This window comes from Rhizobium sp. WYCCWR 11146 (genome assembly GCF_013591995.1).
Lineage (GTDB): Bacteria > Pseudomonadota > Alphaproteobacteria > Rhizobiales > Rhizobiaceae > Rhizobium > Rhizobium indicum.
In genome coordinates, this window is sequence record NZ_JACCEY010000001.1 from 1 (window position 1) to 19,410 (window position 19,410).

Here is a 19,410-nt window from a genome sequence, read left to right on the forward strand (position 1 = left end):
CCCAGTTCAATTCATTCCGGGCCAGGAATTCTGCTGCCTGTATTGTATCCAGGGCACTCGCTGTCTCCCTGAAGTAAGGCAAGGTTTCCCAGAGGGTGCGGTCGCCGACCCATATAGAGCGGAGAGAGCTTCAGTCGAAGAAGCCCGCATCCTCTTCCCTGAGATATGTCCTGGCCGCTTCGGCGTCGATATCGAGGCCCAGCCCTGGCGCTTCCAGTAGGTCCACCATGCTGTCCTTGACGATCTGCGGCGGCAAGCCGATTACCAGATCCTCCCACCAGGTGTCGGAGGCGCTCGGATATTCGAAGGCGATATAATTTGCCGGCAAGGTGGCGCAGACATTGATCAACGCGCCGAGCCCCAGCAGGCCGTTAGCGGTGCCGTGCGGTGCCATCAGGATCGAGTGCATGTAGGCGTGCTCGGCGACCCATTTGAGCTCGGCAATGCCGCCAATGTCGGCTGGATCGGGGCCGATGATGCGTACCGCCTGCGTCTCGATCAGTTCCTTGAAATTGTGCCGCAGGTAGATCTGCTCACCAGTGTGGATTGGCGTCGAGGTGGAGGTTGTCAGCTCCCGATAGGCCTGCGGATTGACCCACGGCACGTAGTCGCCAGTCAGCATATCCTCGAGCCACATCAAATTGTACTTCTCGACCGCGCGAGCGAACTTGATCGCGTCGGGCAGCATCCAGCCCGGGCCGCAGTCGAGCGCCAGGCTGACTTTGTCGCCCAGCACTTCCTTCATCGCGATCACGCAGTCGAGCATGTGATTGAAACCGCGCTCGCTGATCATGCCCTGATCCATGGCACCGTGATAGCCGGCCTTCTTCTGCTTCACGCCGTAGTGGAAGTCCTCGATGGTGTCCTTCATGTTGGAGTGGAACGAGATTCCTTGCTTGACCATGAAAAAGTTCTGCGGCTGCTCCATCATCCATTTGACGTCAGCGGCGTAATCCTCCGGTCGGTCGCCCGTGCGTTTTTGCCGGATCGAGCCGTTGTAGACGCGCACCTTGTCGCGCACCTTACCGCCGAGCAGTTTATAGACGGGCACGCCCGCGGCCTTGCCGGCAATATCCCATAATGCATGCTCGATAGCGCTTACCGCCGCGCCGTACGGCTTGAAAGAGCCGCGTTGGCGGATCTTCAGCATCACTCTCTCGACGTCAGTAGGGTCCTCGCCGATCAGCGCCTCGCGGAAATGCAGCACAAAGGGCTTGAGGTAGGACTTGGTGAATTCGACTTCGCCCAAGCCATAGAGGCCCTCGTCCGTAACGATGCGGACGATCGGGTGTTTGCCGATAACGGCGCAGCGCAGATCGGTGATCTTCATCTTCGTTCCTTTTCGCCTCAGCTCCAGGTGCGATCCCAGGAATACTCATCGTCCCAGTGATCCGTGGGCTGCCAGATGCCGGTGACACCCGGCTGCAGATGCCGCGAGATCACCTCGTCGACGACGTCGTCAATCCCCAGGCCCGGCTTGTCCGGAACAGTGATGAAGCCGTCCTTCACCAACGGCCTGGGAAGGCCCGTGACGATATCGTCCCACCAGTCGACATCGGCGGAATGGTATTCGAGCGCCATGAAATTTTCGGTCGCGGTCGCGACATGTGCCGCGGCCATTGCGGCGATTGGACTTTCTGCCATGTGGATGGCCATGGCTACACCACTGTCCTGCGCCATATCGCCGATCTTCTTGGTCTCGAGGATGCCCCCACTGGTGAGCAGGTCCGGGTGAATAACGGAGACGCCGCCGCTCTTGAGCAGAGGCTCGAAGCCCTCCTTGAGATATATATCCTCGCCAGTGCAGATCGGTATCGTGGTAGCGTCCTGCAGTTGTCGGTATTGCTCGGTATATTGCCATGGGATCACATCCTCGAGCCAGGCTGGCACGTATTTTTCAATGCGCCTGGCAAGGCGAATGCCGTTCTGCATGGAGATATGGCCGATATGGTCGATCGCAAGCGGCACATCCATGCCGATGACCTCACGAACCTCGGCAATGTATTGCTCAAGCAGATCGAGGCCCTTGTCGGAAAAGTGCAGGCCGGTAAACGGGTGCGGGACGTTATGCAAATCGTATGCAGCGTTGCGCATACGCCGCTCTTCAATGGTCTTCAGTGGTCCGCGACTGGGACCGTCGCGGTATCCTTCCAGTGAGCCGGCAGGAAACACGACCGCACCGGGCACATCCGCGATCTGCATCAATCCCAAATCCATCTTGAGGAAGGTGAATCCGAGCTCCATGCGCTGCTTGAGGCGCTTACCGGTCTCCGTACCGCTTGGCACAGTGGCGTCGGTATCGCAGTAGACACGCACTTTATCCCGAAACCGGCCGCCCAGCATCTGGTAGATAGGGACGCCATAGGCCTTGCCGGCAAGATCCCACAACGCGATTTCAACCGCCGATACGCCGCCGCCTTGCCGGCCATGCCCGCCGAACTGCTTGATCCGGCGAAACAGGCGGTCGATGTCGCAAGGGTTTTCGCCAAGCAATCGGCTCTTCAGCATCAGCGCGTAGGTGGCGCTGGCGCCGTCGCGCACCTCGCCAAGCCCGACGATGCCCTGGTTGGTGTAGATCTTGAGCAGCACCGAGGTGAACGGCGCGCCGACAATCTCGGCCACCCGCATGTCGGTGATGCGGAGGGCGGACGGCTTGGAATGCGTGTTCACCCGATTGAGCGCCTCGTCGGCTCCATGTGCCTCTGGCATGGTTTATCCTCGTTCTGATCGGCGGGGCTCGTCGTCGCGCATGCTTGGGCGGCGTAGAGCGGTGATAGCTAGTCCAGCTCTATCTCGTGATTTTGAAGGTAGTCGCGGTTCATTTCGACGCCGAGACCAGGCTTGGGCGTAAGCTTGAGGCTGCCGTTCGAAACATCGAGTGGTTTGTCGATGAGGTGATCGTATTTGCCCAGATTCCACTCCGACGTTTCGAGTTTGTAGAAGTTAGGAACGGTCATCATCACCTGCGCTCCCGCAACCACGTTGATCGGTCCTGCAGCATCATGCGGCGAGACCGGGATGTAGTAGGCTTCGCATAGCGCAGAAATCTTTTTGAGTTCGGTGATGCCGCCGGTCCAGGTGACATCAGGCATGATGTAGTCGGCAAGCCTGTTTTCGAGCACCGGCACGAAATCCCATTTCGTGTGGCCGCGCTCGCCCCACGAGATAGCGGCACTGACCTTCTCACGGACCTGCTTGAGGGCGTTGAGGCTCTCCGGTGGACACGGCTCCTCGAACCAGTCGATCTGACCAGCTTCCTCGAGGCTCCGACAAAGGCGAATGGCGGTGGGAACGTCGAACCGGCCATGCGCATCGATGAGGATGTCGACATCAGAGCCTGCCGTTTCGCGGATCAGAGCCGTGAGTTCGGCGGCTTCGCGCTCATCCTTGCGGGTCATGCTGCCATCGAGGTAGCCGTCCCGCTGTTCGCGGGCCTGTCCATCGGCGGTGCGGCCCTGGTGGGGGAAAGGATCGAACTTGAGCGCAGTGTGACCGGACTCGACGATGTCTCGAATTTCGCGGACCACAGCCTCCTTGCTGGTGAACTTGGCCTGGTTGGGATGGGTGTAGAGCGCAATTTCATCGCGTACCGGTCCACCCAACAGCTCGTAAATTGGCTTGCCCAAAACTTTGCCTCGGATGTCCCAGAGGGCTATGTCGATGGCGCTCACGCATTCGACTGCGGCGCCGCGACTGCCCATATAGGTGAAGCTGCGGAATATCTTGTGCCACAGATACTCGATACGCGCCGGGTCCTCGCCCGTCACAGCGGCACCAATCTGCCGCAGGATCGTGCAGAGGGCGCGATTGGCGAGCCTCGTCGTGGTGGTGATCTCTCCCCAGCCGCTCACCCCCTCGTCGGTCGTCACTTCGACGAACAGAAACTCTCCCCAATAAGAAGCATCGGATCTGATGAGCCACGGCCGAACGCTGGTGATTTTCATCTCAACTGCCTTTATCTGAAGTGGTCGGGATAACGGTATTCCAGGCCCGGTATTCTATCCTGCCCGAGCGGCGTTACGCGCACGCATGTGTTCGAGGATGTGCCGGCCGGAGCCCTCGACGTGGCGTGCAATGAGTTCGGCTGCCTCGTTCGCATTTCCCGCTTTTACATGCGCAATGAGCTCGCGATGCTCGCTAAGGATCGCGGCACGCCGGGCGAGCGTGAAGTTGAACCGCCGGCTCACGGCTCGAAGCACTTCGCGATGCTTCCACCAAAGCTCGGCGGCATGGCGGTTGTAGTGCTTTTGGTACATGACGGTGTGAAAGGCGGTGTCCAGTTCGCTGTGCCTGAACGTGTCGGCGAAGTCGTTCTCTTCAATCAGGCCTTGGATGCGTTCGAGTTCAGCAATGTCCTCGACGGTGGCCATATTCACGAACCATCGCGTCAGTGCCGGCTCGATCAAGACTCCGATCTCATAGATATCGCGAACAAAATCCTGATCTATGGGCCGTACGCGCGCTCCGCGGTTGGGAACGAAGGTGACAAAGCCCTCCCCGCGCAACAGTTGCAGAGCCTCGCGCACGGGGTTGGTCGAAGTGCCGTGGCGCCGGGCGAGATCGGTGACCACAAGCCGTTCATTGGCAGCGAGCCGCCCTTCGATGATGTCTTCCCTGATCAGTTGATAAAGCGAGGCGCCCTCGCTGGAGGCCCCGATAGCGTCGATCCCTGCGGGTGGCTGTGCTTTAAAATCGCTTGTTTCGGCCAAGGCTGCCCCCAATCAATACATATATTGTTCGGATATCACGCGATGTTTCGATAAACAATGTACGATTTATCTTGTTGACAGGCAATCTACGATCTGAAAACGTATGATCAGGTCGAAGGGATACATTGGGTGGAAAATCCCGCGACCGGGAGGAACGACCGCTCGCCTCGACGCAGAGCGGCATGGGAGAACCTGGAGGATACCCTATGACGAGGATTTCACTCGGCTGTGCCGTCCTGCGCGGCACTGTCTCCACTGCTTTGATGGTATCGTTGATGTCCGCGTCTGCGCTGGGTGCGCCGGTCGACTTGAGCAAGTGGTCGCCGGAATATGTGCGCTCCATTGCCGGCACACAGGACTTTGACACGGCGGCCGATTGCGCCAAGGTCACCCCGCTCGACTACAAGGGGCGACTGACTTTCTGGTATCAGGGCGTGTTCGAGGGCGACCCCGACCTCCTGCGCCAGTATTACAAGGATTTCTTCGAGACCTTCCGCAAAACCTATCCAAACATCCAGCTTGAGGACCAAGCCCTCACCTATAACGACCTGCTGGACAAGTTCCGGACCGCGCTTCTTGGCAATGCAGCGCCCATGGCGGTCCGCCTGCAAATCCTGGGGGGCACCGAGTTCGCCGCAAAGGGCTATCTGGAACCGCTTAAACCCGAGGATGTAGGGTATTCGACCGAGGATTTCTGGCCCGGTGCGATGAAGGCCGTGACCTGGGAGGGGGTGACCTACGGCATCCCAACCAATAACGAGACGATGGCGTTCATCTGGAACGCCGACGTCTTCAAGCGTGCAGGCCTCGATCCTGACAAGGCTCCGGCAACCTGGGACGACGTCGTCAAATATTCCAAGCAGATCCACGACAAGCTCGGCATTGCCGGTTACGGCCTCGTGGCGCGCAAGAATGCCGGCAATACGCCATATCGCTTCATGCCGCAGCTGTGGGCCTATGGCGGCGGCGTCTTCGACGAAGCTACCGCCAACCCGACCTATAAGCAGGTCCAACTCGATAGCCCCCAGAGCAAAGCGGCATTGCAAGCCTCCTACGATATGTATGTTCGCGACAAATCGGTTCCGGTTTCAGCGCTCACCAATCAGCAGGCGGATAACCAGCCCCTCTTCCTCGCTGGCCAGCTCGGCATGATGGTCTCGCACCCGTCCGACTACAACGTCATGCTCGACCTGCAGAAAAAGACGACGGGCAGCGACAAGGACAAAGCGCAGACCGTCATCGACAATATGCGCTACGGCCTGATTCCGACTGGCCCCGACGGCAAGCGTGCCGTCGTGTTTGGCGGCTCGAATATTCACATCCTGAAGCCCGAATATGTCGAGGGCGGCAAGGTCGACGAGCCGGCTGCAAAGGCTATCAGCTGCATGTGGGCGAGCCCCGAATGGTCGCTGAAAATGGCCTATGCAGGCTCGAACCCGGGGAACCTTAACGGCTTCAAGACCAAATGGATGAAGGAACGTCTGGACAGTATCAAGTTCCTTGATGTCACGACTTCGATGCTGCCGTACGGCATCCCGTTCCCGGCACTGCCACAGTCCCCCGAGATCATGAACATCATCGTCCCGGACATGCTGCAGAATGCCCTCACCGGTGCCATGACCGTCGATCAGGCAGCGGACGACGCAGCCAAGAAGGTAAAAGACCTGACGGACGGCGGACTCTAGTCCACACCTGCCGATCTGACCGGCTGCGCCTCGATTGCAGCCGGTTTCTTCCGAAGAATAAGGGCAGGGCACAGTGACCATCTTGACTGGGAAGGCCGAGGCGCGCCGAAAACTGCAACCCGAGGGGTCTGGCGTGCTGCGAAAGATTTGGGAGCATCGCGCTGACTACGCGTACGTGCTTCCCGCGATCGCCGTGATGCTCATCGTCATAGCCTATCCGATCTACTACACGATCGAGCTGTCGTTCTTCAACACACCGCCTGGCCTGCAGCTCCGGGACAAGATTTTTATCGGCCTCGACAACTACACCGCTATCCTCACAAGTCCGGTGTTCTGGACAGTCACCTCGAACACTCTGATCTGGACATTTGGATCCACTTTGATCTCATTTGTCCTGGGGTTTGCCTGCGCCCTGGCGCTTCATCGCGACTTTGTCGGCCGCGGTATCCTGCGGGCCATCCTGATCATTCCCTGGGTCATCAGCGCGGTCGCCGCGTCCTATATCTGGAAGTGGATCTACCATTCGGACTTCGGGATCATTGGCGCGGTGCTGGTCGGCCTCGGATTGGCCGACAGGCCGCCGAATTTCATCGACAGCGTCAGCACGGTGCTGCCCTCCCTGATCGTCGTCAATATCTGGCGGGAGTTTCCGTTTGCCATGATCATGATGATGGCTGGCCTGCAGACGGTTCCCGATCAGTTGCTGCGCGCTGCAAAAGTCGACGGAGCCAATGCATGGCAGCGGTTCTGGCACGTCACCTTCCCGCATTTGAGAAACGTCTCGACCGTGACGATCCTTCTGCTGGCCGTGGCCAACTTCAATTCATTCATCATCCCCTGGATCATGACCGGCGGCGGGCCGTCGAACGCATCGCATATCTGGATCACTCACATTTATGAGCTCGCCTTCGGCCGCCAGCGCTGGGGGGTGGCATCGGCCTATTCGGTGCTGCTGTTCCTGATCCTGATGTCGTTCGGCTACTTTTACGTCCGTGCGCTGAGCGGCAACGAGCGGAAGGATGGGAGCGTATGAGCACGATTGCCGAGACTGCTCTTCGCGGTAAGGCCCGTCGCCGTATGCGCATCGACGGATGGCGGTGGGGCGGACGCATCTTCCTCGTGTTCATGATGCTTTACACCGCGTTGCCGATGATCTGGATGCTGATCACCTCGATCAAGTCCGGCTTCGCGGCCATGCAATTCCCGCCGCAATGGTGGCCCGACCAACCCACCCTTGCCAGCTACGAGAAGCTGCTCGATCCGCAAAACAGCGTCGGCCAGGACTTCCTGCGCTTCTTCTGGAACAGCCTTTTCGTCTCCACTGCCACGACCATCCTTTCGGTCATCGTGGCCGTACCTGCGGCCTACGCGTTTTCGCGCTTCACCTTCCCGGGCCGAAACTTTCTGTTCTTCGCCGTCTTGCTTCGCAACATGTTCCCGGCGGTGATCTTTCTCGTGCCGCTCTTCATCCTGATGCGCGCGATCGGGCTGGTGAACACACACGCGTCGCTCGTCCTCACCTACCTGACATTCGGCCTGCCGCTGGCGATCTGGCTCCTCAAGGGCTTCTACGACAACATCCCGGTGCAGCTCGAGCAGGCGGCGCGCATCGACGGCGCGACGCGGTTCCAGGCCTTTGTCCTGATCGTGATGCCGCTCTCGACGCCAGGAATCATCGCAACGGCGATCTATTCCTTTATCGGCGCGTGGAACGAATATATCTACGCCTACACCTTCCTTTCCAAGAACGAGCAGTTGACACTGCCGGTCGGCATCCAGCGCTTCTTCTCGGAAAATACGACGGACTTTCCGGGCCTGATGGCGGCCAGTTTCATGATGAGCGTGCCCGTCGTGGTCCTGTTCCTCGTCCTGCAACGATACTTCGTACGCGCCCTCACGGAAGGCGCAGTCAAGCACTAGAGGAGTTGCCGGTGGCCCACGTGGTCCTCAAAGATCTGGTCAAGACCTATGGCAGCTTCAAAGCTGTCAACAATGTTTCGCTGACGGTCAACGACGGCGAATTCGTTGCGCTCGTCGGCCCTTCAGGCTGCGGCAAGACAACCACGCTCAATCTTGTGGCGGGTCTGATCCCCATCACATCCGGCGACATCGTCATCGGCGACCGGGTGGTCAACGACCTCGACCCCAAGGACCGGGACATCGCAATGGTGTTCCAGAACTACGCGCTCTATCCGCAGAAATCGGTCTACAAAAACCTGGCGTTTCCGCTGCAGATGCGCAAACTGCCAAGGGACGAGATCGACAGGAAGGTCAAGGAAGCAGCGCGCGTGCTCGACATGACGCAGTTGCTCGAGCGCAAGCCACGCGAACTTTCCGGCGGGCAACAGCAGCGCGTGGCGCTCGGCCGTGCCCTCGTTCGCGATCCGGCGGTATTCCTGATGGATGAACCACTCTCCAACCTCGACGCGAAGCTGCGCGTGCAGATGCGCTCAGAGATCAAGCGTTTCCACCAGGACCTCAAGGCGACGATCATCTACGTGACCCACGACCAGCTCGAAGCGGTAACTATGGCCGACAGGATGGCGGTGATGAACGGCGGCTACCTGCAGCAATACGATTCACCGGCGCAGGTCTTCGCCCATCCGGTGAACATGTTCGTCGCCAGCTTCGTCGGCAGCCCGGCGATGAGCCTTGTTCCGCTGGAGGCATCAACGGCAGGCGGCAACACTGTGTTGACCAGCGCGGAGGGCTGGCACTTCGAGCTCTCGCCACACAACGCCCAGAAGGTCGCGAGGGCAACAACCAAGAAAGTCGTGCTCGGCGCACGTCACTCGGCGATCAAGCTGCACAAGAGTGCGGTGCCAGGAAGCATCCCTGCCAAGGCCTATACGGTGGAGCCGACCGGAGACGTCACCTTCGTACAGGCGTTCCTGTCGGGCGCCATCGTCAACGTCAGCGTGCCGCCGACCATTGCCGTTGCGCCCGACGAGCAGATTTGGCTCGAGTTCGACCAGGAGCGGATGCATCTGTTCGACGGCGAAACAGAAATGGCCCTCAAGGCCAACTGAGACCAAGCGGATGCGTGTGAAACGAGGGCGTGGATGACTACGAAGCTTAAAATCACGGCGATCAAGCCCTATCCAGTATGGGTAGGAACGCGCAACCAGATGCTGGTCAAGGTCGAGACCGACAACGGCATCTTCGGCTGGGGCGAGAGCGGTTTGAGCGGTCGCGAGAAGGCAGTGGCCGGCGCGATCGAGCACTATCGCGAGTTTCTCATCGGCCGCGACGCGATGCAGATTGGTCGGATCTGGCAAGAAGTCTATCGTAGCCAATACTTCGAAGGCGGGCGCGTTCTGCAGGCGGCGATTTCCGCCATCGACATTGCCCTTCATGACATCAAGGGCAAGGCGCTGGGGGTGCCGGCCTACGATCTGTTGGGCGGCAAGCAGCGCGACCGCATTCCTACCTTCGCCTCGACCGGTGACGAGGCCGAGGGCGATGTTGCCATCGAACGAGCCCGCGAACTACGCGCACAGGGGTGGCAGGCGATCCGCTTCTTCCCCATCGGGCAAAACAGCAAGGATATCTTTGAGCCGCGCGAATCGATCGGCGCTACAGCAAGCATGCTAAACAAGGCGCGCGAGGCGCTGGGCGACGACGTCGTCCTCGGCATCGACTATCATCATCGGTTGTCGGTGGCAGAGGCAGCGAGCTTCTGTAACAAGCTCGGCCGCGGCGTGCTTGATTTCCTCGAGGAGCCAATACGCGACGAGACACCGGAGGCCTACGAATCCCTGCGCACGATGACCGACATCCCGTTCGCCATCGGCGAGGAGTTTGCCAGCAAGTGGCAGTTCCTGCCCTACATCGAGCGTGGCATCCATCAGTTCAACCGGCTCGATGTCTGCAATGTTGGCGGGCTCACTGAAGCGATGAAGGTGGCTGGCTGGAGCGAGGCACACTATGTGGACCTGATGCCGCACAATCCCCTCGGCCCAGTCTGCACGGCCGCGACCATCCATCTCGCCGCCGCGGTGCCGAATTTCGCCTGGCTCGAGACCAGGGCGCCCGAAGCAAAGCTCGGCTTCGACAATTCCGACTTCTTCCCCGTGCAACCACGGCTCGACGGACCCAACTATCCGGTCAACGATCTGCCGGGGCTCGGCGTCGAGGTCAACGAAGAGGCGGTCAAGGCGGAGAGCTTTCGTTTCTGGGAAGCGCCTCACCTGAAGCGCCGCGACGGTTCTGTCACAAACTGGTAGTTTCATCCACCGGAGCCTAAAATGACGCATATATCCGACATTACGCGACCGCCCAAAGACCTGATCGACGCACTGAATGAAATCGGCGCCGCGACGGTTGCCGGCACGCTTGGCCACATGGGCTTCCGCAATCCGCACATGGTCGGTCCCGTGCCGCAGAACCGCGGGAAGTCGATCGTCGGGCCGGCCCTGACGCTCCAGTTCATGCCGCAGCGGCCGGACCTCTTCACCGAGGGAGAATATGCCGATCCGGAGACGCAGTTGCACCGCCATGTGCTTTATCACGCCCAGGAGGGCGATGTAGTCGTGGTCGACGCGCGCGGCGATATGAGTTCGGGCGTCTTCGGCGATATGATGTCGACCTATTTCAAAGGCAGAGGCGGCGCTGGCATCGTGATCGATGGCTGCATGCGCGATCGGCCCAATGTCGAGAAGCTGGATCTCCCCCTTTGGCTGCGCGGCTGGACGCCCAACTACCATGTGCAGACCAGCATCTACCCCAATGCCGTCAACGTTCCGATTGCCTGCGGCGGTGTCACGGTAATCCCCGGCGACATCATCGTCGCCGACGACGACGGGGTGGTGGTGCTTCCGGTCGCAATGGCCTCGAAGGTAATCGAAGAGTCGCAAAAGCATCACGATTGGGAAGAGTTCTCGCGAGTGAAGCTTATGGAGGGCGGGTCGTTGCAGCGCTACTATCCGTTGCATGACGATGCCCGCGGAGAGTACGAAGAGTGGCGCAAAACAAACCGCTTGGAGAACCGAAGTTAGCCTATTGATTACCCTCGGCGGGCCGCGAACCTTCTGAGGTATCGCCGACGTCTACGCAAAAAATAGGGAGACGAATTTCGCCGCAGCGCGATCAACGGTTTGCTCCCGCCGTCTCCCGCCGTCCTGAGTATTTGCCACGCGAAACTCTGTTTCCAGACAATGTATTCGGTTCCACATTGCACTTTACAACTATATAACATAGTTGCTACGTTACTAGCGATGGTGAAGTGGGCCTGCTGACTGGTTGTTGGGCTGCCCTTAATGAAGGACGCTGCGACGATGTCTGGGATCTATGCCACTTTTTCCGATGATAGTTTTGCGGGCCGAACGGTCCTTATCACGGGCGCCGCGAGCGGGATGGGTCTAGAAACTGCAAGGGTCTTCGCCAGCAAGGGCGCGGAAGTCGTCATGGCCGATCGTGATGAGGCGGGGCTGAAGCGCTACGGTGCGGAGCTGCGCAATGGCGGCGCGGTTGTTCATACCGTGACGGTGGATGTCAGCAATCAGGAGAGCATCGACAAGGCCTTCGATTATTGTGACGCCAATCTCGCGCGTCTCGATAACGTCGTGACGTGTGCGGCGATCATCACAGCCAAGCGTATATTCGAGCAGGATCGGGCGCATTGGCACCGCGTGCTCGATGTCAATCTGCTCGGCACGTTCTTCATCGTGCAGGGCGCAGTCAAACGCATGCTCGACAACCCCGATGGCGGCAACATCGTCTGTATCGCCTCGGATGCCGGCGTGCATGGGGGCGGCGGGCTGATTGCCGATACCGCCTATGCGGCATCGAAGGCCGGGACCTTGTCGATGGTCAAGTCGGTGGCGCGTGAACTTGCGGGCAAGAAGATCCGCATCAACGCGCTGAACCCCGGGCCGACGGATTCCCCGATGCACTCCCATATCGACCAGTCGCTGAAGGACCGCATCGCCGGCAATCTGCCGATGCGGCGCATGGGGCGGCCGGAGGACATGGCGGCGGCAATCATGTTCCTGTGCTCGGATGCAGCCAGCTTTACCTACGGTGCCGCGCTCGATGTCGATGGCGGATCGATGTTCCGCTAGGCCGGGGAGGGGATAAAACTATGCATCAGACAGCTCGCCGTTACGCCTATTCGGCCGATATTCCCGAACTCGATGATGTCGATGTGCTCGTCATCGGGGGCGGACCATCGGGATTATCGGCCGCGGTGGCGGCTGCACGTCTTGGCGTGCGGGTACGCCTTGTGGAGCGCTACGGCTTCCTTGGTGGCAATCTCACGGCGGGCCTCGTCGGCCCCTGCATGACCTCCTATTCGCTCGACGGCAGCCAGCAACTGATCCGCGGCATCTACGAAGAATTCGTTCAGCGGATGATCGCGCTCGGCGGCGCGTTGCATCCGAGTACGATCCCGGCAGGTTCGGCCTATTGCGGCTTCATCGTCTACGGCCACGACAAGGTGACCCCTTTCCAGCCTGAGGCGGCGAAGGTCGCGGCGCAGCGCATGTGCGTCGAGGCGGGCGTGGAATTGTTGCTGCACACCATGGTCGTTGATGCCATCGTCGATGACCATGATGCGGACAATCCCCGGGTGCTCGGTGTTGTTTGCGCCGGCAAGGGTGGGCTGAGGAGCGTTCGTGCCAAGGTCGTCGTCGATTGCTCGGCTGACGGCGATGTCGCCCATTATGCCGGCGTCCATACCCGTCAGGGGCGGGAAAGCGACGGCCTTTCCCAGCCGCAGACGCTGTTCTTCCGCGTGCAGAACGTCGATGACCAGGTGGTGGAGGATTATATTCGCGCGCATCCGCAGGATTTTCGGCCTTTCGCCTCGATCGTCGCCAAGGCGACGGCAGAGGGCCGCTTTCCCGCGCCTCGCCGCGGCATCGGCCTTTACAGGACCATGGAACCGGGCGTCTGGCGCATCAATACCGGCCGCGTGTTGCGCCGCAATGGGGCTGACGCCCTTGAGCTCTCGCTTGCCGAGGTCGAAGGCCGGGAGCAGACCGTGGCGCTGCTCGATTTCTTTCGCGGCAATCTGCCCGGCTTCGAACAGGTGGAACTGCGGGACACGGCAACCCAGATCGGCGTGCGGGAAACCCGACGGATCGACGGCGCCTACGAATTGACGCTGCAAGATTTGCATTCCGGCCGCGCCTTCGAAGATGTCGTGGCGTTGTGCGGCTATCCGCTCGATATTCACGACCCCACAGGCTCGGGCGGTGGTACCGGTGGCGCGGGGCTCGATGCCGCCAATATCTACCAGATACCTTACCGGGTCATGCTGCCGCGCGTTCATGAGGGCCTGTTGGTGTCCGGCCGCGCGGTCTCGGCGACGCATGAGGCGCTCAGCGCCATTCGCGTCATGCCGCCCTGTTTTGCGCTCGGCCAGGCGGCCGGTGTTGCCGCAGCACTTTCGGTCGGCAACAGGGCCAGCCCGCGGCATGTCGACTATGCGGATTTGCGTAGGGAACTTTTGGCCCAGGGTGCCTATCTTGGTTGACGGAAGGAGAAAGCGGGGAAGCGATACCCGCGTTTCTCAAATCAAGCCTTCAGATGAAGGGTCACCAGCACGGTGCATTCGGCGCCATCGGCAAAGTGGGTTGCAACGCGCAGCCAATTGCCGAAGGCGTTGAGCCGGGCCACGGCAACGCCGTCCTGTTCGCCGGGCATGGCGAATTCCGTTCCTTCTCGAACCCAGTGCATGCCGTCAGGCGAGATTTCCACCCAGCCCTTGGGTGCAGCGCCGACGGGGGGCTTCAATGCCCGAATAAAGAACACGGCTTCATGCGCCCAGCCGGCCTCATAGGGTTCGCTCGCGGCGTCGCCGCTCCAGCACTCATTGCGGGTTATCACCGCCGTGATGTTTTCGGGAAGCATCAAAAATCCCCTGAAATACAGATGGAATCGACGTAGAGAAACGCGCGCTTGGCGACATCTGTCTCGGCGAACAGGCAGAAGTTCAGCATGCACCAGAGATTTTTCATCGCCGGAATCCGGATCGACTCGAAGCCGGATACGTCGAAATTCCGGTCGTTGCACTGCAAGCCGGTGGCCTTCATGGAGGCGAGGTCGAAATCGAAACGCATATAGCTCCAGTTCACCTTCGTCGGGATCTCATTGTAGCAGAGCCGTTGTTCACCATCCGGCAGGTCCAGCCAGCCCTCGGGCGCCAGGTGATAGTGGCTTACGGTCTTGTCTTCCCGGCCAATGGCGGTGAAGACCGTGGTCTCACGTTTGTACTGCCATTTCTGCAGGTGCTTGCCGTCGAGTGCATTGAGAAAGCGCAGATGTGGCATAACCCGCTCGCCTTCTCCGTCCCGATCGCCGCATTGCAGGTCGAACAGGAAGCCGATCGAACGCACGTCGGTTTCCGATAGTTTCAGTTCCGTCGCCTCCGGCTTAAACGTGAAAAAAATCTCGAAACGGATCGGCCCGCGCTTGCGGAAGGTGTGACGCTTGATTGCAACGTTCTGGGCACCCGGTTTTGCCTTCGTGGCGATCTTTAGCGCATAGGACGAATCCATGCCGCCGTGGGATCCTGCATCCCAATGTCCGAGCGTTGAGAGCATGGCGCTCGAGTGCTGGGCAAAGCCCGGCAGCATGACGTCGAGGCTGTCCTCGTAATTGCCGACCAACTGTGACCAGCCGCAATGCCCGCGCGAAAAATCGTCAAAGGACAGGATACGCGGCAGAGGATCGAAACGGCTGAGCGCCGGATCCGCGCGAAGCATGCCGAGCCTCATGGCTTCCATCATGTCGGCTGTGGAAGAGGGGGCTGATGTCGTCATTGTGGCGTTGACCTCACTGTATGCGGAGCCGTTTGACGGCTTCCCAATCGATTTCGATGCCGAGACCCGGCCGTGTCGGCACGTCGAGCTGGCCATTCTTCTGGCGCAGGCAGCCTGGCGCCAGATCGGCCAGGTCGCGCTTGAAGGGGCTAAGATCGCATTCGCATTCCATCACCCGGAAATTCGGAAGGGCGGCCGCAAGATGCGCGCTGGCCGTCTCGCAGATAATGCCGGACATGCCGATATGCGGGGCGTAGGCCACATCATGAAGGGCGGCATAGTCGGCCATGCGCCGTGTTTCGGATATGCCGCCGGCACGGGCGACATCTGGCTGCAGGATTGAAAGTGTGCGGTTGGCGACGAGACGCTGCGCCTGATCGGCGGTAAAGTTGCTCTCTCCGGCTGCGAGCGGCACGTCGCAGCGTTTGCGCAGTTCTTGGTAGCCTTGCTCGTTTTCCGGCGCCAGCGGCTCCTCGAACCAGAAGTAACCGTTGGCCGAAAGCGCCCTGCCGACTTCGATCGCCTGGTCCAGATCATAGGCCCAGTTGGCGTCGACACAGAGCTCGATATCGTCGCCTGCGCGCTTGCGCAGCCGTTCGATGCGCCGGCAGGCTTCCTTGACCGGATTGGCCATCTTGACTTTGATGCGCGGGAATCCCTCGCCGATATAACGCTCCAGTTCCCGATCCGCCTCAGCATCGTCGACCCAGTTTACGGCGGCGGCATAGACCTCGATCGTTTCCCGGCCGATGCCGCCAAGCAGCTTGGCGATCGGCATGCCTGCGGCCTTGCCCATGATGTCCCACAGCGCAATGTCGACGCCAGCGATCGCCTCGATCAGCATGCCGCCGGCCCGGCCTGACAGCGAGCGCCGCATGGATTGCCAGAGCGCGCCGATATTGCGTGCGTCCTGTCCGATCAGCCGTGGTTTTAACGAGGTTTCGATCAGTTCCGCATAGGCCTTGGGCGAAAACCGGGCCAGAACCTCACCGACGCCGACGATGCCGGCATCGGTGCGCACCTCGACGAGAAGCATCGAGACCTTGTGATAGGTACCCCAGGACGTGACGGTCGGTTTGGGCAGCGTCTGGCTGAGCGGATGAGCGACGACATCTGAAATGAGGATCGCCGGTCCGGTCGAACGTTGCACTGAATCCATCGGCTCTTTCGTTCCCAATGTTTTACTCGCTGCTCTTGGTTTTGCTCGCTGCTTTGGGGCGTGTCTGTTATTTCTAGCTAGATGTTGGCGACTTGGCAACTGATAAACCTAGTTGCTAAGTTGGAGACTGCATGTTAGCTTTGTGAATATGAGGATCGAAATGACTGAAATTCCCGACAGGAAACCCATTTTCGCCGCCAAGCCGCCGAACCCTTCGCGGTTGGCGGATGGGGTGTCCGATGCGATTGCCGCCGCGCTCTTTGATGGGCGCATCTCGCCTGGCGAGCCGTTGCCGCCCGAAGGGGAGATCGCCAGGGAGTTCGGTGTCTCGAAGCCGATTGCCCGTGAGGCGCTTCGCCAGCTGACGGCAGCCGGGTTGATCTTCACCCAACAAGGCAAGGTTGCCCGCGCCAAGGCGCTTAGCGGCGACTCGATGGACAAAATCTACGGCTACGCGGTGCGTTCCAGTCTCAAGCGGCTGCGCGAAGCCAATGAAATGCGCCGCGTCGTCGAGACGGGAATTGCCCGGCTCGCCGCCGAACGTCGCGATCCGGAAGGTCTGGAGATCATGCGGCAGGGCTTGGCAGGCATGCTGGCTTCCGTGCAGGAGCCTTCCGGCTTTACCGCCGCCGATATCCTGTTTCACCTTGGCCTTGCCGTGACGACTGGCAATTACATGATCCGCGTGCACATGGAGAGCATGCGTTCCGTGCAGCGCGAGGTGTCGGAATTGTTTTCACGTCGCGCCAATCGCAGTGACGCTGACTGGCGGGCAACGATTGACCGGCATCAGGCGATCTACGACGCAATTGCAGTTGGTAATGCCGACCTCGCCGAGCAAAAAATCCGGGAGCATTTCGAAGCTGCCGACATTGCCTCGCTCGAGGTGGCCGACAAGTTGAAAGATGCCGAGCGATGAGCGCCGCGCGCTTCTCACTGAAAGGCCGGCGCGTGCTGGTAACCGGTGCCAGTTCCGGCATCGGCCGGGCTGTTGCGCTTGGCCTTGCGGAGCATGGAGCGGAACTGATCCTGCATCATTTCGGTAATGAGACGGGCGCGAGCGAGGTCGTCCGGGCGACAGGCGGCACAGCGCCGGTACTGGAAGCAGACTTCACCGACGGGCGTGCGACGCGGGCTTTTGCCGATGAAGTGCTCAAAACATACGGCCCGATCGATATCCTCATTGCCAATGCCGCCATCGAACATCGGCGGCCCTGGCAGGAATTGGATGAGGCGCATGTCAACGCCCATGTGGCATCGAATTTCTCGGCGCTACTGACGCTGACGGCAAAGCTGGTTCCACCGATGGCCGAGCGGGGCTGGGGCAGGGTCGTCGCCACAGGCAGTGTCATGGCGGTGCGGCCGCGGGCGGAAACGGTTGTTTATGCGTCGCTCAAGGCGGCGCAGTTGACTGCGATCAGGTCGATTGCACGCGAAACCGGCCATCGCGGCGTCACGCTGAATGTGGTTTCGCCGGGTGCGATCGAGATCGAAGCCAATGCCGCGCGCTACGGCGACCCGGCGTTCCGCGAAGCGGTTGCCGCCAAGATCCCTGTGGGCAGGCCGGGCCAGCCGCAGGACCTGGTTGGGGCGTTTGTTTTTTTGTGCAGCGATGCTGCCAGCTACATTACGGGTGCAAATATCCCAGTCGACGGAGGATGGTCGATCGGAGACGCGCCCGGGAGCCTTCCGCACGCTGCCGGGTGAGCGGCCTGCGGCAAGGTTTTCGAGATCATGCGGCGGAACCATCCGCCGCAGCTTGCAGCCAAACCCCGGGCGAATGCCGTTTGCATTCATTCGGTGAAGGCTGATTGCCCAACGACCAAAAGGGAGGAAACCATGAAGGCCGCATTAGCAGGTATCGCAGCATCCGCGTTGACATTGTGCATATCGACGTCTGCCGTCTTCGCGACGGATCTCCGCATGACGGTCTGGACCGGGAGCGAGGCTCATCTGAAGATGCTGAATGGCATTGCGGAGAGCTTCAAAGCCACACATCCCGACGTCAATGTGAAGTTCGAGACCGTGCCGGTCAACGACTACACGCAGAAACTGACCTTCCAGATCGCCGGCGGCAATGCTCCCGACATAGCCTGGATGATGGAGGATGCCGCGCCGGCTTTCGAAAACGCCAATCTTCTGAAGGATCTCGGCCCGACGCTCAAGGCGGCGGAAGGCTATGATTTCGACGATTTCTCGAAGCCGGCCATGGGCCTCTGGCAGAAGGACGAAACGGTGTACGGCATTCCGTTCTCCACCTCGCCTTTCATGATCTACTACAACAAGGACATGTTCGACAAAGCTGGGCTCGAAGACCCGCTGACGCTTGCCGCCAAGGGCGAATGGAACATGGACAAGTTCCAGGAAGTCTCCAAGAAGCTCGCGCAAGCCAATCCCGGCAAATGGGGCTTCGAGTTCAAGGATGGCGAAGGTTATGCCTCTCGCATGACCCATGCCCTTCTGCCGCCAATCCGCGCCTATGGTGGCGATATCTGGTCGAACAAGGAATGCGGCTTCGACAAGCCCGAAGCGGTCAAGGCGGTCAAGCAGCTGCATGACATGGTCTTCAAGGACAAGTCCATCGTTCCGCCGGGCGAACAGGGCGATTACTTCTCCGGCAATTCGGCGATGACGGTCAACCAGATTTCCCGTGCTTCGAAGATGGCGGAAGCCGGCTTCAAGTGGGGCATCGCACCATTGCCCACCGGCCCCGGTGGTGAGTCACCCGTTATCGGCCAGGCCGGTCTTGTTGTGTTCGCCCAAGGCAAGAATACGGAAATCGCCGCGGAATTCGTAGCGCATATGACCAACAAGGAAAATGTCGCCACCATGGCGCAGTTCTTCCCGCCGGCCCGCAAGAGCGTTCTGCAGGCCGATGCCTTCATCAACGGCAACAAGCTCGTGCCGCCCGAGATGATGAAGAATGTGGCTGCCGCGATAGAAAAGGGCCGGGTGGTCTCGGCCAACGAAAAAGCGCCCCAGATCCTTGCCGCCATGGCGCCTCGCGTCGATGCCCTGTGGAAGCCGGATGCCGATGTCGATGCCGCCATCAAGGGCATCTGCGCGGCAATCCAGCCGCTGCTTTGATCAGA

The 19,410-nt window shown here is 60.2% G+C and carries 18 protein-coding genes; 11 read left to right on the forward strand and 7 right to left on the reverse strand.

Annotated elements, in window-relative coordinates:
• Nucleotides 1–130: 130 nt before the first annotated feature.
• From HX899_RS00005 to HX899_RS00020, 4 genes are all read right to left on the reverse strand, one after another.
• On the reverse strand, nucleotides 131–1,330 hold the full coding sequence (locus tag HX899_RS00005; RefSeq protein ID WP_181291372.1) for a mandelate racemase/muconate lactonizing enzyme family protein: 1,200 nt from the start codon (nucleotides 1,328–1,330) through the stop codon (nucleotides 131–133).
• 17 nt (nucleotides 1,331–1,347) lie between these two features.
• Nucleotides 1,348–2,709 carry a mandelate racemase/muconate lactonizing enzyme family protein gene (locus HX899_RS00010; protein ID WP_181291373.1) on the reverse strand — a complete coding sequence of 454 codons (1,362 nt, stop codon included), beginning with the start codon at nucleotides 2,707–2,709 and terminating at the stop codon, nucleotides 1,348–1,350.
• A gap of 68 nt (nucleotides 2,710–2,777) precedes the next feature.
• On the reverse strand, nucleotides 2,778–3,944 hold the full coding sequence (locus HX899_RS00015) for a mandelate racemase/muconate lactonizing enzyme family protein (RefSeq protein ID WP_181291374.1): 1,167 nt from the start codon (nucleotides 3,942–3,944) through the stop codon (nucleotides 2,778–2,780).
• A 54-nt stretch (nucleotides 3,945–3,998) separates the two neighbouring features.
• Nucleotides 3,999–4,709 carry a GntR family transcriptional regulator gene (locus tag HX899_RS00020; RefSeq protein WP_138330096.1) on the reverse strand — a complete coding sequence of 237 codons (711 nt, stop codon included), beginning with the start codon at nucleotides 4,707–4,709 and terminating at the stop codon, nucleotides 3,999–4,001.
• A gap of 206 nt (nucleotides 4,710–4,915) precedes the next feature.
• On the opposite strand from HX899_RS00020, the gene HX899_RS00025 reads away from it, so the two are divergent.
• From HX899_RS00025 to HX899_RS00060, 8 genes are all read left to right on the forward strand, one after another.
• Nucleotides 4,916–6,394 carry a sugar ABC transporter substrate-binding protein gene (locus tag HX899_RS00025; protein WP_138330097.1) on the forward strand — a complete coding sequence of 493 codons (1,479 nt, stop codon included), beginning with the start codon at nucleotides 4,916–4,918 and terminating at the stop codon, nucleotides 6,392–6,394.
• 73 nt (nucleotides 6,395–6,467) lie between these two features.
• A complete protein-coding gene (locus HX899_RS00030) occupies nucleotides 6,468–7,427 on the forward strand; it encodes a carbohydrate ABC transporter permease (RefSeq protein WP_181291375.1) in 960 nt (319 codons plus the stop codon).
• Nucleotides 7,424–8,314: a carbohydrate ABC transporter permease gene (locus HX899_RS00035; protein WP_138330101.1), complete on the forward strand. Its 891-nt coding sequence runs from the start codon at nucleotides 7,424–7,426 to the stop codon at nucleotides 8,312–8,314. The genes HX899_RS00030 and HX899_RS00035 overlap by 4 nt, the downstream gene beginning before the upstream one ends.
• An 11-nt stretch (nucleotides 8,315–8,325) precedes the next feature.
• Nucleotides 8,326–9,423: an ABC transporter ATP-binding protein gene (locus HX899_RS00040; RefSeq protein ID WP_138330103.1), complete on the forward strand. Its 1,098-nt coding sequence runs from the start codon at nucleotides 8,326–8,328 to the stop codon at nucleotides 9,421–9,423.
• 33 nt (nucleotides 9,424–9,456) lie between these two features.
• On the forward strand, nucleotides 9,457–10,620 hold the full coding sequence (locus HX899_RS00045; RefSeq protein ID WP_181291376.1) for a mandelate racemase/muconate lactonizing enzyme family protein: 1,164 nt from the start codon (nucleotides 9,457–9,459) through the stop codon (nucleotides 10,618–10,620).
• Between the two features lie 21 nt (nucleotides 10,621–10,641).
• Nucleotides 10,642–11,391, forward strand: coding sequence for a ribonuclease activity regulator RraA (locus HX899_RS00050; RefSeq protein WP_181291377.1), 750 nt, complete (start codon nucleotides 10,642–10,644; stop codon nucleotides 11,389–11,391).
• 261 nt (nucleotides 11,392–11,652) lie between these two features.
• Nucleotides 11,653–12,456: an SDR family NAD(P)-dependent oxidoreductase gene (locus HX899_RS00055; protein ID WP_181291378.1), complete on the forward strand. Its 804-nt coding sequence runs from the start codon at nucleotides 11,653–11,655 to the stop codon at nucleotides 12,454–12,456.
• Nucleotides 12,457–12,476: 20 nt separating this feature from the next.
• A complete protein-coding gene (locus HX899_RS00060) occupies nucleotides 12,477–13,871 on the forward strand; it encodes an FAD-dependent oxidoreductase (protein WP_181291379.1) in 1,395 nt (464 codons plus the stop codon).
• Nucleotides 13,872–13,912: 41 nt separating this feature from the next.
• Here HX899_RS00060 and HX899_RS00065 read toward each other — a convergent pair whose 3' ends face one another.
• The 3 genes from HX899_RS00065 to HX899_RS00075 are packed head-to-tail and all read right to left on the reverse strand — an operon-like array spanning nucleotide 13,913 to nucleotide 16,318.
• A complete protein-coding gene (locus tag HX899_RS00065) occupies nucleotides 13,913–14,248 on the reverse strand; it encodes a hypothetical protein (RefSeq protein ID WP_138330113.1) in 336 nt (111 codons plus the stop codon).
• Complete coding sequence (locus tag HX899_RS00070; protein WP_181291442.1) at nucleotides 14,248–15,114, reverse strand: DUF6772 family protein; 867 nt, start codon at nucleotides 15,112–15,114, stop codon at nucleotides 14,248–14,250. The genes HX899_RS00065 and HX899_RS00070 overlap by 1 nt, the downstream gene beginning before the upstream one ends.
• A gap of 58 nt (nucleotides 15,115–15,172) precedes the next feature.
• The gene (locus HX899_RS00075; protein WP_181291380.1) at nucleotides 15,173–16,318 is read right to left on the reverse strand and encodes a mandelate racemase/muconate lactonizing enzyme family protein; all 1,146 of its coding nucleotides are present in this window, start codon (nucleotides 16,316–16,318) and stop codon (nucleotides 15,173–15,175) included.
• Nucleotides 16,319–16,478: 160 nt separating this feature from the next.
• Between HX899_RS00075 and HX899_RS00080 the strand changes: the two genes are divergently transcribed.
• The 3 genes from HX899_RS00080 to HX899_RS00090 all read left to right on the forward strand — a co-directional run bounded on the left by HX899_RS00080 (nucleotide 16,479) and on the right by HX899_RS00090 (nucleotide 19,405).
• The gene (locus tag HX899_RS00080; RefSeq protein ID WP_138330117.1) at nucleotides 16,479–17,237 is read left to right on the forward strand and encodes a FadR/GntR family transcriptional regulator; all 759 of its coding nucleotides are present in this window, start codon (nucleotides 16,479–16,481) and stop codon (nucleotides 17,235–17,237) included.
• Nucleotides 17,234–18,025, forward strand: coding sequence for an SDR family NAD(P)-dependent oxidoreductase (locus HX899_RS00085; RefSeq protein WP_138330119.1), 792 nt, complete (start codon nucleotides 17,234–17,236; stop codon nucleotides 18,023–18,025). The genes HX899_RS00080 and HX899_RS00085 overlap by 4 nt, the downstream gene beginning before the upstream one ends.
• 132 nt (nucleotides 18,026–18,157) lie before the next feature.
• A complete protein-coding gene (locus HX899_RS00090) occupies nucleotides 18,158–19,405 on the forward strand; it encodes a sugar ABC transporter substrate-binding protein (RefSeq protein WP_138330121.1) in 1,248 nt (415 codons plus the stop codon).
• The last annotated feature ends 5 nt before the right edge of the window (nucleotides 19,406–19,410 follow it).

Excerpts from the sequence above, each read along its gene's own strand:
- HX899_RS00005 (WP_181291372.1), bottom strand. The coding sequence starts at position 1,330 with ATGAAGATCACCGATCTGCGCTGCGCCGTTATCGGCAAACACCCGATC.
- HX899_RS00055 (WP_181291378.1), top strand. The coding sequence starts at position 11,653 with ATGAAGGACGCTGCGACGATGTCTGGGATCTATGCCACTTTTTCCGAT.
- HX899_RS00050 (WP_181291377.1), top strand. The coding sequence starts at position 10,642 with ATGACGCATATATCCGACATTACGCGACCGCCCAAAGACCTGATCGAC.
- HX899_RS00085 (WP_138330119.1), top strand. The coding sequence starts at position 17,234 with ATGAGCGCCGCGCGCTTCTCACTGAAAGGCCGGCGCGTGCTGGTAACC.
- HX899_RS00090 (WP_138330121.1), top strand. The coding sequence starts at position 18,158 with ATGAAGGCCGCATTAGCAGGTATCGCAGCATCCGCGTTGACATTGTGC.
- HX899_RS00045 (WP_181291376.1), top strand. The coding sequence starts at position 9,457 with ATGACTACGAAGCTTAAAATCACGGCGATCAAGCCCTATCCAGTATGG.
- HX899_RS00070 (WP_181291442.1), bottom strand. The coding sequence starts at position 15,114 with ATGAGGCTCGGCATGCTTCGCGCGGATCCGGCGCTCAGCCGTTTCGAT.
- HX899_RS00080 (WP_138330117.1), top strand. The coding sequence starts at position 16,479 with ATGACTGAAATTCCCGACAGGAAACCCATTTTCGCCGCCAAGCCGCCG.
- HX899_RS00035 (WP_138330101.1), top strand. The coding sequence starts at position 7,424 with ATGAGCACGATTGCCGAGACTGCTCTTCGCGGTAAGGCCCGTCGCCGT.
- HX899_RS00010 (WP_181291373.1), bottom strand. The coding sequence starts at position 2,709 with ATGCCAGAGGCACATGGAGCCGACGAGGCGCTCAATCGGGTGAACACG.
- HX899_RS00060 (WP_181291379.1), top strand. The coding sequence starts at position 12,477 with ATGCATCAGACAGCTCGCCGTTACGCCTATTCGGCCGATATTCCCGAA.
- HX899_RS00075 (WP_181291380.1), bottom strand. The coding sequence starts at position 16,318 with ATGGATTCAGTGCAACGTTCGACCGGACCGGCGATCCTCATTTCAGAT.
- HX899_RS00065 (WP_138330113.1), bottom strand. The coding sequence starts at position 14,248 with ATGCTTCCCGAAAACATCACGGCGGTGATAACCCGCAATGAGTGCTGG.
- HX899_RS00015 (WP_181291374.1), bottom strand. The coding sequence starts at position 3,944 with ATGAAAATCACCAGCGTTCGGCCGTGGCTCATCAGATCCGATGCTTCT.
- HX899_RS00025 (WP_138330097.1), top strand. The coding sequence starts at position 4,916 with ATGACGAGGATTTCACTCGGCTGTGCCGTCCTGCGCGGCACTGTCTCC.